Source organism: Hymenobacter sp. M1-2 (genome assembly GCF_057808495.1).
Genome location: NZ_JBTYZO010000012.1, coordinates 16,948 through 31,632, shown reverse-complemented (window position 1 = coordinate 31,632; position 14,685 = coordinate 16,948). Strand labels below are relative to the sequence as shown.

Annotated in this window: 11 protein-coding genes; 5 read left to right on the top strand and 6 right to left on the bottom strand. The window is 59.2% G+C overall.

Going from position 1 to position 14,685, the window contains the following annotated elements; translation table 11 throughout:
• Positions 1-43: 43 nt before the first annotated feature.
• Entirely contained in the window at positions 44-1,630 is a 1,587-nt protein-coding gene (locus tag ACYSMN_RS12820) for a hypothetical protein (RefSeq protein ID WP_488924285.1), read from the bottom strand.
• A 140-nt stretch (positions 1,631-1,770) separates the two neighbouring features.
• A complete protein-coding gene (locus ACYSMN_RS12815) occupies positions 1,771-2,190 on the bottom strand; it encodes a transposase (RefSeq protein WP_488924284.1) in 420 nt (139 codons plus the stop codon).
• A 231-nt stretch (positions 2,191-2,421) separates the two neighbouring features.
• Between ACYSMN_RS12815 and ACYSMN_RS12810 the strand changes: the two genes are divergently transcribed.
• Positions 2,422-3,045 (top strand): hypothetical protein, encoded by a 624-nt coding sequence (locus tag ACYSMN_RS12810; protein ID WP_488924283.1) that lies wholly within the window; start codon positions 2,422-2,424, stop codon positions 3,043-3,045.
• Positions 3,046-3,269: 224 nt separating this feature from the next.
• On the opposite strand, the gene ACYSMN_RS12805 is transcribed toward ACYSMN_RS12810, so the two are convergent.
• On the bottom strand, positions 3,270-4,190 hold the full coding sequence (locus tag ACYSMN_RS12805; protein ID WP_488924282.1) for a M28 family peptidase: 921 nt from the start codon (positions 4,188-4,190) through the stop codon (positions 3,270-3,272).
• Positions 4,191-4,322: 132 nt separating this feature from the next.
• Here ACYSMN_RS12805 and ACYSMN_RS12800 point away from each other — a divergent pair, with 132 nt between their 5' ends.
• Complete coding sequence (locus tag ACYSMN_RS12800; RefSeq protein ID WP_488924281.1) at positions 4,323-6,407, top strand: tetratricopeptide repeat-containing sensor histidine kinase; 2,085 nt, start codon at positions 4,323-4,325, stop codon at positions 6,405-6,407.
• A gap of 249 nt (positions 6,408-6,656) precedes the next feature.
• Positions 6,657-7,601 (top strand): flavin reductase family protein, encoded by a 945-nt coding sequence (locus tag ACYSMN_RS12795; RefSeq protein WP_488924280.1) that lies wholly within the window; start codon positions 6,657-6,659, stop codon positions 7,599-7,601.
• Between the two features lie 14 nt (positions 7,602-7,615).
• Here ACYSMN_RS12795 and ACYSMN_RS12790 read toward each other — a convergent pair whose 3' ends face one another.
• The 3 genes from ACYSMN_RS12790 to tsaE form a co-directional block, all read right to left on the bottom strand.
• Complete coding sequence (locus tag ACYSMN_RS12790; protein ID WP_488924279.1) at positions 7,616-8,443, bottom strand: GNAT family N-acetyltransferase; 828 nt, start codon at positions 8,441-8,443, stop codon at positions 7,616-7,618.
• Between the two features lie 166 nt (positions 8,444-8,609).
• Positions 8,610-9,836, bottom strand: coding sequence for an alanine dehydrogenase (locus ACYSMN_RS12785; protein WP_488924278.1), 1,227 nt, complete (start codon positions 9,834-9,836; stop codon positions 8,610-8,612).
• 103 nt (positions 9,837-9,939) lie between these two features.
• Complete coding sequence (tsaE, locus tag ACYSMN_RS12780) at positions 9,940-10,374, bottom strand: tRNA (adenosine(37)-N6)-threonylcarbamoyltransferase complex ATPase subunit type 1 TsaE (RefSeq protein ID WP_488924277.1); 435 nt, start codon at positions 10,372-10,374, stop codon at positions 9,940-9,942.
• A 174-nt stretch (positions 10,375-10,548) separates the two neighbouring features.
• Here tsaE and ACYSMN_RS12775 point away from each other — a divergent pair, with 174 nt between their 5' ends.
• On the top strand, positions 10,549-11,805 hold the full coding sequence (locus ACYSMN_RS12775) for a pyridoxal phosphate-dependent aminotransferase (RefSeq protein ID WP_488924276.1): 1,257 nt from the start codon (positions 10,549-10,551) through the stop codon (positions 11,803-11,805).
• Between the two features lie 329 nt (positions 11,806-12,134).
• A complete protein-coding gene (locus tag ACYSMN_RS12770; protein ID WP_488924275.1) occupies positions 12,135-14,603 on the top strand; it encodes an outer membrane beta-barrel protein in 2,469 nt (822 codons plus the stop codon).
• Positions 14,604-14,685: the final 82 nt, after the last annotated feature.

The following is a 14,685-nucleotide window of genomic DNA, read 5'->3' as shown; positions in this document are numbered from 1 at the left end:
GGTTGGAATGGGAAAAATCACAGAGTCAGGAAACACACCCGGCCTACAGGAAAATCTGGGTTTGCAGGGTGACTTCCGGCCGGTACTGCACGTCGTTCACGTTGGTGAAATCGGGCCGGGCGCGGTAGTTGAGCGTGAATTTGGCGTTGTGGCCTTCCAGAAAGAAGTTCGCCCCCACGTCGGTGATGTACACGTTTTGCCGGTCGCCGTCGCTCTTGCGCAGTCCATCGTAAGCCGCCAGCAGTTCCGAAACGTAGGGCTGCACGCGCACTTTGGGGCCGAGCAGGCTTTTGGGCAGCAGGTAGCCGGTTTCCACGAAGCCGACCTGGCCAGTGCCAGAGTGCGGCACGGCATTGCCCCGCAGAGCCGCGGCGCCGTAACCGGGGTTGGCGGCCCCGATGTAGCGCACGTGGTTGGGACCGAAGTCGTAGTTGTAGTAGACCGCGTACGCCGTGAAGGCGGTGCCCGTCTCTTTGTTGATCGGCGTGTCGAAGAAGGCGTCCAGCGCCCACAGGCCGATGTCGTGCTTTTCGGTGGGCACTACGTCAAACTGATTGGCTCCGGGAGCGTTGGCCGCCGTAATGTCGGCCGCAGTCAGCACGCTGCTCGAAGGCCGGGAGTACATGCCATCGGCGTTGTAAAGAAACCCGCCGCCGAGATTAAATACCCGCTTCGTGCCCAGGTAAGATCCCACGTTGAAGGGCAGCAGATTCGACTCCTGATCCAGAAACTCCCAGCTCAGGTACCCTTGATAAATATGCTTGGTGCTCTGCGGGTTGTACTGAGCCACGTTGGTCCCCGTATTGGTCTGGTTCGCGCCCGTGCCGCTCACCGACCCCAGGCCCAGGGGCGTGCTGAAGGCTCCGGCTTGGTTAGTCAGGAAAGATTCATTGACCGAGAAAACGTAGTCGAGCTTGCTCACGCGGCCCTTGGCGTAGGCACCGATGCCCCGGGCAAACTGGTCGGCTGCTTCGATGATGGGCCAGTTAGTAAGTGGCGCGTCCAGGGTCAGGAAGTTGAGCGTGCTGGAGCGAGTCAGGCGCGAGAGGCCGTTCTGGTAGTGCATACCCGCGCCCAGGTCCAGGTACTTATTGATCTTGTACTCCACCACGGCCTCGTGAATGAAAAGCTGCGGCTTCTTCCCGTCCGTGGCAGGGTTCACGCCCCCACTCACGGCGGTCTGGTTGTTGATGCCGATGTGGGTGTAGATTAGAAACCGCGGATTGAGCTGCGACAACACAATGAGGCGGGAACGGCGGATGGAAAAATCTACCTGGTCGCTCTGCGGCTTGCCCGGTGCGCGCAACGTGCCAGAGTTGTTCTCGGTGTAGCGCGTCCAGATCTGGTGCCAAGTGATAAAGCGCAGGTACTTGGAGCCGTCGGGCGAGATATTGACCTTCATACCAGCGCCGTAGGGCACGGTTCCCGTGGTGGGCGTAGCGGCTGGCGGCGGCGACTGCGACACGGACGGGGCCTGCGGATTGACCGGCGGCACGGTGGTCGGCGTGGGCGTGGTGGGTTGCGTGGGCGTGCGCCGGGCTGTGTCCGGCACCGCCGGCGTTACTTGGGCCGTGGCCGCAAGACTAGCAAGCAGGCCACTGAAGGCGAGTGCGTAACGAGCGTTTCGCATAAGGGGTTGGGTTGGGTGAGCGGTGGGAAGCAACTACCCGACGGCCGGAAGCGATTCTCCCGGTTCGGCCCAACCAAGTAGCAAAACCGCAAGGGCGAAGTCACGTTTCTGCTATACTTTCGCTAATGACTATAGTCCCGCTACGCTTTAAACCGTTCCCAGCGAATCATCATGTATTTATCGCCTAGCTCCGTCACCACCAGGCCCGTGCCTTTCAGGTTCTGCGGGTTTTGAAAAAACTCCGCCAGTTCTTTCTGATTCAATATTTTGTAGGTTGGATGGTAGTCGGTTTGACGGGGCGCGCGCACGCCATACTTCTTCACCCAGTTCATCACGCTCACGTGGCTCACGCCCAGCAGCCGCTCTATTTCGCGGTAGCTCACGCCTTCGATGTAGAGCTGCAAAGCCTTGATAACGTAATACGAATTGACCTCCCGCCCTACCTTGGCCACGGTGTAATGGTAGCCGCAGTTCTTACACTTAAACCGTTGCCTTTCGCTTATCACACCGCTTTTGGTGGCTTCTTTCGATTCGCATTTGGGGCAGGCAGGAGCAACCATCGGAGTGGTAAGTAGGTGTGAAAGACAAATTGCTATAATTGATTAGTAAATCTATACTACTTTAGCGAATAAGCAACCTCTTTTGTCTATTTCTTCGTCTTTTTTGACCAACCTCACCGCTTAGCGTAAGCCTTACCTGGACAATGGGTTACACGTAACGCGGTCATAATCTGCCTCTTTCTTCCCACGGCTTACTTCCTGGATTAAAACAAAAACCGTCTTTGCCCGACCATGAAACGATTGCGCGGATTACGCCGCCATGCCCGTCGGGTGCAACGATGGCAGCGAGAAGAACAACCTGCTCTTGACGTAGCCTTGCTCCGCCGACAACACTACGACTACCAGAAGCTGTGGGTAAGTCCGTGGCAGAACCTCCACCGTGTAAAGCGGCATCAGTGGCTTCACCCACAACCTCCTACTGGTCTGCGCCGTGAGTTGCTGGCTGGGTTGCTAGCGAACTTCACTCGCTGGCAAACTGCCCTACGCGCGCTAAACGAACCAAGTCATCTGGCCATTTGGGTGTTTGAAACCGAGTTTCACCGCAGCCAGCTCGTAGCGGCAGTGCAGGAGCGAATTGCGCATTACGAGGGTGTTTTTGGGCCTGTTGTTACGACTCCTTCTCCCCTGCCCGAGCCTTTTCGCACCTTGCCGGGCGTGGCGGCTTTAAGTTGGCAAGCGTATACTTATGAGGAACCCTTGGTCGACTTCGGTCCTGATAACCAAGAATATCTTTCCTTACGGCGTTTCTTGCGCCACCGCTCTTTCCGCACCGAAACCACTCCCGATGGCGAGACTATCTACTGGGTCCGCCGCGGCCGAGTCTGGGTAGGCCGGCAGCCAACCCAGAGGACCTAGAGCAATTCTTTGGTTAATGAACTGACTGGCGTGGGGCAGTAGCGCGAAGCTCCCGCTTCGCGTATCGTTGCTGAGGTTGAACGACTGAAACCGCACCGTAACAACGATTCTCGTTCAACCTCAGCAACGATGCGCGAAGCCGGAGCTTCACGCTACACCCTGCAACCGCAAACTCGCTCTAATTCGTCCGCGTTGTTGAGGGCCTTAGCAAAAACGCGCAGCGTCTACAATGCCAGCAACGTCGCCAGCACGGCATCCACGGCTAGGCCCAGGCGGCGCATGTCGAGGCGGTTGAGCGTGTCGGTGGTTTGGTGGTAGTGTTGGTTGCGGTAGAAGGAGGTGTCGGTGAGTAGTATGGCAGAGTAGTCGAACTGCCAGTAGTTGAGGTGGTCGGAGAAGTCGATGCCGGGCAGCCAGGCGGGGGCCTTAAAGCGTTTCACCGGGAGCTGAGCCGCCGCTTTGTAGCGCCGCGCGAACTGTCGCCCAAAACGGCCATTACCGAATTTCTGGGCCACTGTCACGTAGTTGCCGCGCGTGCCATATATCCACTTCAGCGGCCCAAATGGGTAGTGCTGGCTGCCTTTCCGGTCGTCGTAGTAGCCCAGCATTTCCAACGACACCATGCCGCGCACCGGCACTTCCGCCGCGTGCAGGCTTTGCGCGTGCACGTAACTGCCCATGTTCTTGGTCCGAAAGAAGGGCGGCTCTTCCAGCGTGTACGCCACTAGATCGATGCGGTAGGGCAGGTTGGGCTGTTGGCCCAGGAGGTGTGCCAATTCCAGCAGCGCCGCCACGCCAGTACCGTTGTCGTCGGCGCCGGGCTGCTCGCCGCACACATCGTAATGCGCTCCAATAATGAGGCGCGGCGCGGCTTCGGGCCCGAAGCTGCCAATGAGGTTGCGGTAGGTTTGGCCCTGCACTTCGTAGGTTTGTTCTGTGGGGCGGGCACCGGCGGCGCGCAGCTGGGTGTTGATGTAGTCGGCGGCTTGGTTGAGGCTGGCTAAGTGTTGGTAATTGCGCGGCTCGGGCGTACCGACGAGAGCCAGCAAATGGCGCCGGAGCTGCGTGGTATCGGCGCCGCCCGCTAAAGCCGGAACAGAAAGTAGCAGAAACAGACTCTGTAGCAAGCAGCGGAGCAAGGGCATATTTTTTTATGCTGTGAGTAACCCGTAGCTTAACCGTAGCAGCCACTTCGCAAGCTAAATATCTGGACGGGCATCCCAAAATCGGCCTGCACAAGCAGTGAATAGAACGGCTATATATTCTTATTTTCACTCATGAGATTACCATTTTCGGTGCTGCTATGCATGCTGCTGTTGCGGGTAGTGCCCGTGGTCGGCCAGAGTCCGCAAACGCGGCCGTTGCGGCAGGCGTTGGCCCAGGCTCGCACCGATACCAGTCGGGTGCTGCTGCTCGCCGATCTGAGCGCCACCTACCGTTACTCCAGCCTCGACTCGGTGGACCACTATGCGGCGCGGGGGCTGGAACTGGCCCGGCGCATCGGCTACCGCAAAGGAGAAGGGCGCTGCCTGTCCCGCATTGGTATTTTGATGGGGGAGCGTGGCAACTTGCCCGCCGCGTTGCGCACCGACCTACAGGCCCTGCAACTCCACGAAGAAAGCCACGACTTGCTGGGCATGGTTCGCACGCTCAACCAAACCGGCCTGCTCTACTACGCCCTCGACGATTTTCGGCCTTCGCTGCGGTATTATTTCCGGGCTAGGAAGCTATATACACAAGCCCACGTCAATGATGATTCTCAGCTGGTGAGCATCCTCACCAATATTGGCGCCAGCTACGAGGGGCTTCAGCTGCTAGACTCGGCTGCTTTCTACCTCAACCAAGCTTACCAAATCACCATCCGCCCGCGCCACCGGCCCTGGAGCTGCTGGGGCAACCCGGCGCCCTACGTGCTGCGCGAATTGGGTTTGCTGCAATCCTCGCGCGGGCAAGTGGCGCTGGCTCGCAACTATTACCGCCGCAGCGCCTTGGCCGCCGTGCCGGAAAACGACCGACGCAGTCGGTGCCGGGCGTATCAATACTTGGCCGAGCTTTACCAAAGCCAGCAACAAACTGATTCCAGCGTGTATTATGCCCGCAAAGCCTTAGCGGTGGGCCAAACGCTGCCCTTCACGGTGGGCGTGTTGCGTACCAGCGCCCTGCTTTCGGAGGCATTCACGGCCCGCAACCAGCGCGACAGTACCTTGAAATACCTGCGCATCATGCTCGCGGCCCAGAATAGCCTGCACGACCCGAAGCGCATCAAGCAGCTCGATGCTATTGGCTTTGCCGAGCAGTTGCAGCTGCGGCAGTTGGAAGAAGAAAACCGCCGTCTCGCGGCGGAAGTACGCACCTATGCGCTTTGGGCCAGCGTGGCGGTACTCTTTCTGGGTGGCTTGGTGCTGGGCCGTTACACGCAGCAGCAGCGCCGCGCCAACCGCCAATTGCAGCAACTCAACGCCCAGGTAACGCAGCAGAAGCAGCAACTCACCCAGCAGCGCGACCGGCTGGCCCAGATGCTGCAAGAGTTGCGCACCGCGCAAGGCCAGCTGGTTTTGCGCGAGAAGATGGCCTCATTGGGCGGGCTGATGGCTGGGGTGGCGCAGGAAATTCAGAACCCGATGAATAGCGTGAAGTACTTCGCGGCCATTAGCGAGACGCTGTGCCAGGAAATCCGGGAGGAATTGGCCAAGATGCCGCTGCTCGTGGAGGAGCAGCAGGTTCTTGATGAAATGTTCGAGAGTTTGGGCCGCTACCAGGCCAAAATCGCCAAGCACAGCCAGCGGGCCCAGGGTATTGTGGGCAGCATGCTGGAGTATTCGAGCACCGGCCCCGCCCAACGCCAGCTCACCGACCTCAACGTGCTGGCCAACGAATACATGCGCCTTACCTACCACGACCTGCGCCTCAAAAACCAGCGCTTCAACGTGGCCCTTCTCCCCCACCTCGACCCGACGCTGCCGCAGGTGCCCGTCGTGCGCCAGGACATCAGCCGGGCGCTGGTGAGTTTATTTATGCACGCCTTCTACGCCGTGCAGCAGCGCCAGGGCCAGCTCGAAGACGACTACGTACCGCAGGTGTCCCTCACTACCCACCTCATAGACTGCTGCGCCGAAATCCGGGTGCGCGACAACGGGCTGGGAACTTCTGAGCAGGCCCGCGCCACTTTCTTCCAACGTCTTTTCACGACCAGCTCCGGCAACGAAGGCGCAGCACTGGGCCTAGCCGTGAGCTACGACATCATCACTAAAGGCCACGGCGGCAGCTTGCGCGTGGAAAGCCAGGAAGGCGAATTCACGGAGTTCATCGTGCAGCTCCCACTGCAAGGCAAACCCGCCATTCCCGCCGAGTGGCTTAAATGATGTGTTGCTTCTTTGCTGGGTTAATGGGCTGATGAGTTGATGGAGATGGGGTGATTGTAGATTGTTGAGTGTGATTGGTGAAGAAATGCCGGGAGAAGCGGACTTTTGCCACCCAGACCATTGCCGGTATTCGTAGGCTTTGCGTTTCTGGGCGTGCCGCCAGCGTCTCGCTATTTTCCAACTGGCAATTTGATTCGTAGGCACGGCCCTTACTTTTCATTTAGCGCCAACCCACTCTAAATATTTAGCATGAACACCACGCCGCAGCACCTCTCCCACGCTTTTCGCACTATCACGCCGGGCACGCTGCCGGGGGCTGAATGGCACCAATTTCTGCTCGGAGCCGTGGCGCCGCGGCCCATTGCCTTCGTGAGCACTATTTCGGCCGATGGGGAAGTAAATCTGAGCCCGTTCTCGTTTTTCAACGTGTTCAGCTCCAACCCGTCCACGCTCATCTTCTCGCCCGCTAACCGCGTGCGCGACAACACGCAGAAACACACGCTCTACAACGTGCGCGAGGTGGCCGAGTGCGTGGTCAATATCTGCGACTACGCCGTGGTGGAGCAGATGTCGTTGGCCAGCACCGAGTACGAGCGGGGTGTAAATGAATTCGTGAAAGCCGGCCTCACGGAACTGGCTTCTGAGAAGGTGCGTCCCCCCCGCGTGGCTGAGTGCCCAGTGGCGCTGGAGTGCATAGTAGAGCAGATTATTCCGGTCGGCGACTCCAACGGTGGCGGCAACCTCGTGATTTGCCAGGTGGTTCGGGCCCATTTCCGGGAAGATATTCTCCTCACTACCGGCCCCGGCATCGACCCGCACAAGTTCGACGCCGTAGCCCGCCTTGGCGGCGACTGGTACAGTCGTATTATCCCCGAAAGCCTCTTCGAAGTACCCAAGCCCAACCGCAACAAGGGCATCGGCTTCGACCAGCTCCCCGAGTTCATCCGCACTTCCGACCTGCTCACGGGCAACAACCTCGGCCGCCTCGCCAACATCGAGCAGCAAGCCCTGCCCACGCCCGAGCAGGTGCAGGAGTTCCGGCTCGATCCGCTGGTGAGCTACACGCTCAGCAAGCACGCCACCAATCCCGCCCGGCAGCGCCAGGAATTGATGGTACTCGGCAAGAAGATACTGGAAGAAGGCCGCCTACTGGACGCCTGGAAGACGCTGCTGCTGGCCCACTCGGCGGCGTAGGCGCGTTTCGCGGCCTACTCTAGCGGCCGAACCATTTCGTAGAGCGTCAGGGGTTGCTGCTCCCACCCGGCGGCTAGCAGCACCTGCTGGGTTGCTCCTTCGGGCACCAAAGCCGCTACCAACGGCTGCTCGGGAAACGCCGTTTCCAAGGTCTGCAACAGTCGGGTGGCCCATCCCTGCCGCCGCGCGGCCGGACGTACGATGAGCGTCAGGAGCAGCGTGCGCGTGGCTTCCGGGCGTACGATGGCGTAGGCTTGCTCGTGTAGGTGCACGGCCCGGGCGGGCGGCGCGGCAGCGGCCAGGCTTTCCGCCGAAAACATCCACGGCACGTCGGCGTCGCCATCCTGCGCCACCAAACGCGCCACTTCCAACGGGTCTACCTCGGCAAGCGGCTCGGCCGCCGGCGCCAGAGTAGGCACGCGGCGGAAGGTGGCTAACAGCCGGGTGTTCTGGAAACCCAGCCGTTCGTACAGGCGGCGCGCGGGCTCATTTTCGGTAAATACTTCCAGCAGCATACTTCGGTCGCCGCGGGCGGTGGCTTCTGTAATGGCGGTTTCGAGCATGTAGCGGCCGTAGCCGTGGCTCCGCGCTTCTTTCACGAGGCCCATCGCCGCCACCCGGCACGTCCAGCCCCGCCGGGCCAGGAACACCACGCCCACCAACTCCTCCTCCCGAAACCACAACCGACTAGCCGCCGGGTCCAGATGCTCGCTCCGAAAGCGCCGCTCGAAACGCTCCGCATCGAAATCAAACACCACGAAGTAATCCTCAAACGAGCGGTTCATCGCCTCGCTCAGCTCATTAGAAGTGAAATCCAGTGCTGGTCGGGCCGTGAGTTCCATGTCTAAGTGGTAAGATGTGAGCTAGGAGAAGTGAGGCACAAGACAGGCGTAAATTTTTAGAATTGAGTAAACTAAAGCAAAAAGCCCGCGCCCAAGCGCAGGCTCTCCCTACTAAATCGTCCACAAAATCCGTGAAATCCGCTAAAATCCGTGCTAATCCGTGATCCTAGTTGCGCACGGCTATCATCAAGCCCAGCTCCTTATAGCGCATATTGAAGCGCTTGGCGATGGTGGCATTGGTGAGCGAGCCTTTGTAGACGTACACTCCGGAACGGAAATGCTCATTTGTAAAGAGCACCTCGTTGATGCCGCCGTGCTGGCTGATTTCCTGTAGAATCGGCGTGAAGATGTTGCTCAGCGCGTTGGTTGCCGTGCGCGGCACCCGCGAAGCAATGTTGGGCACGCAGTAGTGAATGACGTCGTACTTGCGGAAGACGGGCTTGCTGTGGCTGGTCATTTCACTTGTTTCGAAGCAGCCGCCCTGATCGATGCTCACATCAATAATGACGGAGCCGGGCGCCATGCTAGCCACCATGCTTTCGGGCACCATGAACGGGATGCGGCCTTCTTCGGCGTTGAGCGCGCCAATCACCACGTCGGCGCGACGAATCTGCTGGCTCAGGGCGAAGGTATCGAGGGTGCTGGTGTAGAGCTGGGTTCCCAGATTCTGCTTGAGCCGGCGCAACTTATACAAGTGATTATCAAACACCTTCACCTCAGCTCCCAGGCCCGTAGCGGCGCGGGCGGCGTACTCGGCCACCGTGCCCGCCCCCAGAATCACGACCTGCGACGGAGGCACGCCCGTAATGCCCCCCAGAATAATGCCTTTGCCTTCGTTGGAGCGAGCCAGATACTCAGCCGCAATCAGCATGACGGTGGAGCCAGCTATTTCGCTCATGGCTCGCACCACGGGCCGGGCCCCCGAAGGGTCCTTGATCAGCTCGAAGCTAATGGCGTTGATTTTCTTGCGCGTAAGGGCCATTACGTACTCGGCCGTGAGCGTACCAAATTGCAGGGCCGAAATAAGCGTCTGGTTGGCTTTGAGAAACTCTATCTCGTCGTGGGTGGGCGGGGCCACTTTCAGGATGAGGTCGGCCTCGTAGACTTCCTTTTGCGAGTAGGCAATGGTGGCGCCGGCCTCGGAATAGTCGTGGTCGGAATACTTGCTGGGCTCACCAGCGCCACTTTCCATCACTACTTCGTGGCCCGCCTCTGCGAGGTGCTTCACGGCTTCGGGCGTGAGGCAAATGCGGTTTTCTTGCAGCGACGTTTCGCGGGGCAACCCGATAAACAGCTTACGCTTCCGCGTTTCCACGGCCAGCATGGATTCCTGCGTGAAGTAGGCGCGGCTCGTAGCCAACGACTCAAATCCGGGGGGTACTGCTTCGGGCATCTTTTTTTAATTAATAATTAAGAATTAATAATTAAAAATGAGCGGCTTACCCTGTGGAAGCAACACGAAATGCCTACGCGCAGGGGCAGCCAATTTTTCATTATTAATTACTAATTATTAATTCCCTCGAAGAGGGTCCGGTGACGGTGAGCGTGACGAGCAGCCGCTCAGGCGGTAATAGCGCCTCAATGCGGCTGGGCCACTCTATCAGGCAAAGATAGCCGGAATCGAAGTACTCTGTAGCTCCGATGCCCAGAGCTTCGGCTGGTTCGTTGAGCCGGTAGAAGTCGAAGTGGTAGATGGGCCGGTCGTGCGCGTCGCGGTATTCATTGACCAGCGAGAAGGTGGGGCTGCTTACATCGGCGGCGGGCACACCCAGGGTCTGGCAAAGCTCCTTGATGAAGGTGGTTTTGCCGGCGCCCATTTCCCCCTCAAAACACACGATGGAATGCCCGGCCAGCACGTCGCGGACTTGCGTGGCGGCGGCGGGCAGCGCCGCCAGCGAAGGAATATCCAGGTTGAGTAGGGTAGTTGCCATCGGGTGGTGAATTAAAACCGCAAGTTTACGCAAACCGTAAACCGCGGCTAGCCTCACTTAATGAGCCTCGTGGCTTTGATTTTCCACGGCTACGTTTTCCGGGCTCTTGGCAAGCGGGGCCGGCCCACAATGGCAGGCAGCTTCTATATTTGGCCGACCAACATCTCCTTCCTCATGCAAGTTTCGCGAATGGCGGGCAGCCTCATCGGCTCCGAAATCATAAAGATTGGCAATGAAGTAAACGACATGATTCGCAAGGGGGAGCAGATCTGCAACCTCACCATCGGCGACTTCGACTCGTCTATCTACCCTATTCCTACGCAGTTGCAAGCCGAAATCACGGCTGCTTACCAGGCCGGGCACACCAACTACCCGCCCGCCAACGGCATGGCTGCCCTGCGCGAAGCCGCCACTGCCTTCACCAAGGAGCGCCTGGGCCTAGACTACTCGCCCAACGACGTGCTGGTAGCTGGTGGCTCGCGGCCCCTCATCTACGCCACCTACCTAGCCCTCATCGACCCCGGCGACCGGGTGGTGTTTCCGGTGCCGAGTTGGAACAACAACCACTACTGCCACCTCTCCGGCGCCCAGCCCGTGATGCTGGAAACCTCGCCCGAAAACAATTTTATGCCCACCGCGGCCGAGTTGGAACCCCATCTGCCCGGCGCCACGATGCTGGCTTTGTGCTCGCCTCTGAACCCCACCGGCACAGCCTTCTCCCGCGAAAACCTGCTGGAAATCTGCGACCTGGTACTAGCCGAAAACCAGCGCCGCCAACCTTACGAGAAGCCACTCTACCTACTCTACGACCAAATCTACTGGCTGCTGACCTTCGGCGAGACCGAGCACTTCGACCCCGTAAACCTGCGGCCCGAACTGCGCGACTACGTCATCTACATCGACGGCATTTCCAAGAGCTTGGCTGCCACGGGCGTGCGGGTGGGCTACGCCTTCGGGCCGGCTACCGTTATCGATAAGATGAAGGCCATTCTGGGCCACGTGGGCGCCTGGGCGCCGAAAGCTGAGCAAGTAGCTACGGCTAGTTTTCTTCCGCAGAAAGCGGCGGTAGATGACTTCGTTGGGCAGTTCAAGCAAGACATTCAGAATAGCCTGGAGGCGCTGCACTCGGGCTTGCAGCAACTGAAAGCCCAAGGCTACCCCGTCGATTCCATTGTGCCGATGGGCGCCATCTACCTCACGGCCAAGCTTGACGTGCTAGGCAAAACCACCGCGGCGGGGCAGGTATTGAGCACCACCAAGGAACTTACGTCCTACCTCATTAGTGAGGCGCGGCTGGCCCTGGTGCCCTTTAGCGCCTTTGGCACGGCCGATACCGCGCCGTGGTTTCGTATGTCGGTGGGTGGGGCGTCGTTGGAGAGTATCCAAGCCGCTTTACCGCGCCTACAAGCAGCATTGTCGGCACTCCGGTAACATAGCAAGTAGCCTATATTTTTCTACTTGGGAAAGAGCTTCCTTGGCTTTACGGAGCGGAGGAAGCTCTTTTTGCATCTTACTTAGGAGAGTTAGGATAGAAATTCCCAATCTGATACTGCTCCACAAAATTTGCGGCAGGTATCAGATGCACTATCGTGCTTTGTGTCTATCTTTCCCATCAGAAACCCGGCTTTGGCTTCCGTGGAAGCTACGGCCGAGTTTCTGATTCGCTCTATGATTCTACGAAGGTCCTGGCTCCCTACAGGACTTCGCTTGCCACACTACCTATTGCACGCTCCGTTTTTTGCTCACCGGATTGTGCACGCATGAGTTTTTCTTTTACCGGCTTTTTGCGCCGGGTTTCGCGCCTGACGTTGGCGTTAATATTCTTTACGTTGCCACTGCTGGCTCAAGTACGGCCCGCGCCAATTCCTGGCGTGGTACGCACGGCCGCTGGAGCCGCTGTGGAGTATGCTACTGTGGTGCTTCATCGGGCTGCGGATTCTGTGGCGGTGAAAACCGAGTTTAGCGACCCTGAAGGACGTTTTCTGCTGGAACCCACCGCGCCGGGCCGCTATCTGATTTCGGTGCTGTATGTGGGCTATGTCCGGGCCTGGGCCGGCCCGCTGGAAACGTCGGCGGTGGTGGGCGCGCCGCTCACTATCACGCTCACGCCGAGTAGCGCGCAGCAGCTTCAGGGCGTAACGGTTACGGGCCAGAAGCCGCAGTTTGAGCGTTTGCCCGACCGTACCATCGTCAACGTGGAAAACAGCGTGTTGTCGGCGGGGAATACCGCGCTCGACATCCTGGGCCGCTCCCCAGGCGTGACCGTGGATGGCAACGACAACCTGGCCCTGCGCGGCAAACAAGGCGTGCTGGTGCTCATCGATGGCAAGCGGCAGCCCATGACCGGGGCGGACTTGGCGGCTCTGCTACGGGCTCTGCCCGCCGAGCAGGTGAAAAATATTGAGCTCATCACCAACCCGCCGGCCAAATACGATGCGCAGGGCGGGGCGGGCATCATTGCCATCAACCTCCGCAAAGACCAGCGCCAAGGAACCAACGGCAGCGTCAATGCCAGCTATGGGCGGGGAAAGTACGGCAAGTATACTTCCGGCCTCTCGCTCAATCACCGGCATAAAGGCCTCAACCTCTACGGCACCTACGCCTACACTGACCGGCGGAATTTTCAGAACCTAACCTTCGACCGCGCCTATTTGCAAGATGGCCTGCTGGTGACTGGCAGCCGCCAACGCAATGAAATGCGCAACCAAACCCTTTCGCACACGTGGAAAACGGGCGTCGACTACGACGTTAGCAAACACACCACTATCGGCGCGATGGTCAGTGGCCTAGCTAGCCGGTCGCCGTGGGAAGGCACGAATGCCTCGGCTATTTTCGATGAACAAGGGCAGCCTACTGCCGATTACACTTCCGACAACCGCCGTAATCTGCGCACGCCCAATGTGGCCGGCAACCTGACGCTCCGCCACGCCTTCCGCCCCGACTCGGCCGGCACACCGGAGCTAACTCTTGATGCCGATATGGCGCGCTACGGCACCGACCGTACGCTGGACCTAGCTACCACATTCGCGCTGCCCACTCGCTTGCCCATCGCCCTGATGGGCACCCAGGATGGTACTCTGCGGATTCAGTCGGTGAAGGCCGACTACGTGCGGCCACTACCCCAGGATATGCGCCTGGAAGCCGGGGTGAAGGCCAGCTGGGTGCACTCCGACAACGACGTGGTGTTTTATAGAACTCAGAACGGGCAAACTACCCTGGATACCGACCAGTCGAACCGCTTCCGCTACGACGAAAACATCAACGCAGCTTACTTGAGTTTGTCGCGCACCCGGCCGGCGCTGACTCTCGTGGCGGGGCTACGGGCGGAGCAAACCAACGCCGAGGGTCGGCAGGAGGTTGGCGACCAAAACTTCGACCGGCACTACTTCCAGCTTTTTCCCAATCTGAGTGTGAATCGTACGTTTTCTGAAACGCACAGTCTCGGATTCTCGCTGAGCCGCCGCATCGACCGGCCGACCTACAATCAGCTTAACCCTTTCCGCTCCTACGTAGACGCCACTTCCTACCGCGCTGGCAACCCCTATTTGCAGCCCCATACCAGTTACAACGCGGAGCTGACGCACACCTTCCGCCAAAAGTTTATCAGCGGCGTGAGCTACTCGTATTCCAACCGGCCCATTGTGCCCGTGTACCTGGCCCAGCCCGGCTCCAACCTATTGGTGGCAGCCACCGATGTAAACCTGCAAACTCGTCATTACTACGCCTTCACAGTCACGGCTCCCATGTCGCCCGCCAAATGGTGGCAGCTCTACGCCGACGCGGAGGCGTATTTCATTTATTTCGAAGGCAAGTTCGGCGACTCCACTACCCCAGCCGGACAGCCAGGAGCTATTGCTAACGTCAATAATACCTTCGCGCTGGGCAAGGGCTGGACGGCCGAGCTCAACGGCAGCTACCATTCCCGCGAGCGGTATGCCTTCCAGGTAGTTGGGGCGTTTGGGCAGCTGGGCGCAGGCGTGCAAAAGAGTTTCTACGACGGCCGGGCCACCCTACGCCTCAGCGGCGCCGACCTGCTCTACACGGCGCCAATCCGGGCGACTTCGCGCTATGCGGCATTTGAAGAAACCTTCCGCTCCAAGCAAGACACGCGCGTGGGCACTTTATCGTTCACGTACCGCTTTGGCAGCAACGAGGTACCACCCGCGCGCAAGCGCAGCACCAGCGCCGAGGAGGAAAAGCGACGCGCCGCCAGTCAGACGCTGAACTAGACTTCGGCTCTTCTGCCAATACATGACGGCCGTATTCTAACGGCACTGCCGAGCCAGTTTCGCCTCCATTCCAAGAATAACA

Coding starts and splice junctions, on each gene's coding strand:
- ACYSMN_RS12820 (WP_488924285.1), bottom strand. CDS start 1,630: ATGCGAAACGCTCGTTACGCACTCGCCTTCAGTGGCCTGCTTGCTAGT.
- ACYSMN_RS12815 (WP_488924284.1), bottom strand. CDS start 2,190: ATGGTTGCTCCTGCCTGCCCCAAATGCGAATCGAAAGAAGCCACCAAA.
- ACYSMN_RS12810 (WP_488924283.1), top strand. CDS start 2,422: ATGAAACGATTGCGCGGATTACGCCGCCATGCCCGTCGGGTGCAACGA.
- ACYSMN_RS12805 (WP_488924282.1), bottom strand. CDS start 4,190: ATGCCCTTGCTCCGCTGCTTGCTACAGAGTCTGTTTCTGCTACTTTCT.
- ACYSMN_RS12800 (WP_488924281.1), top strand. CDS start 4,323: ATGAGATTACCATTTTCGGTGCTGCTATGCATGCTGCTGTTGCGGGTA.
- ACYSMN_RS12795 (WP_488924280.1), top strand. CDS start 6,657: ATGAACACCACGCCGCAGCACCTCTCCCACGCTTTTCGCACTATCACG.
- ACYSMN_RS12790 (WP_488924279.1), bottom strand. CDS start 8,443: ATGGAACTCACGGCCCGACCAGCACTGGATTTCACTTCTAATGAGCTG.
- ACYSMN_RS12785 (WP_488924278.1), bottom strand. CDS start 9,836: ATGCCCGAAGCAGTACCCCCCGGATTTGAGTCGTTGGCTACGAGCCGC.
- tsaE (WP_488924277.1), bottom strand. CDS start 10,374: ATGGCAACTACCCTACTCAACCTGGATATTCCTTCGCTGGCGGCGCTG.
- ACYSMN_RS12775 (WP_488924276.1), top strand. CDS start 10,549: ATGCAAGTTTCGCGAATGGCGGGCAGCCTCATCGGCTCCGAAATCATA.
- ACYSMN_RS12770 (WP_488924275.1), top strand. CDS start 12,135: ATGAGTTTTTCTTTTACCGGCTTTTTGCGCCGGGTTTCGCGCCTGACG.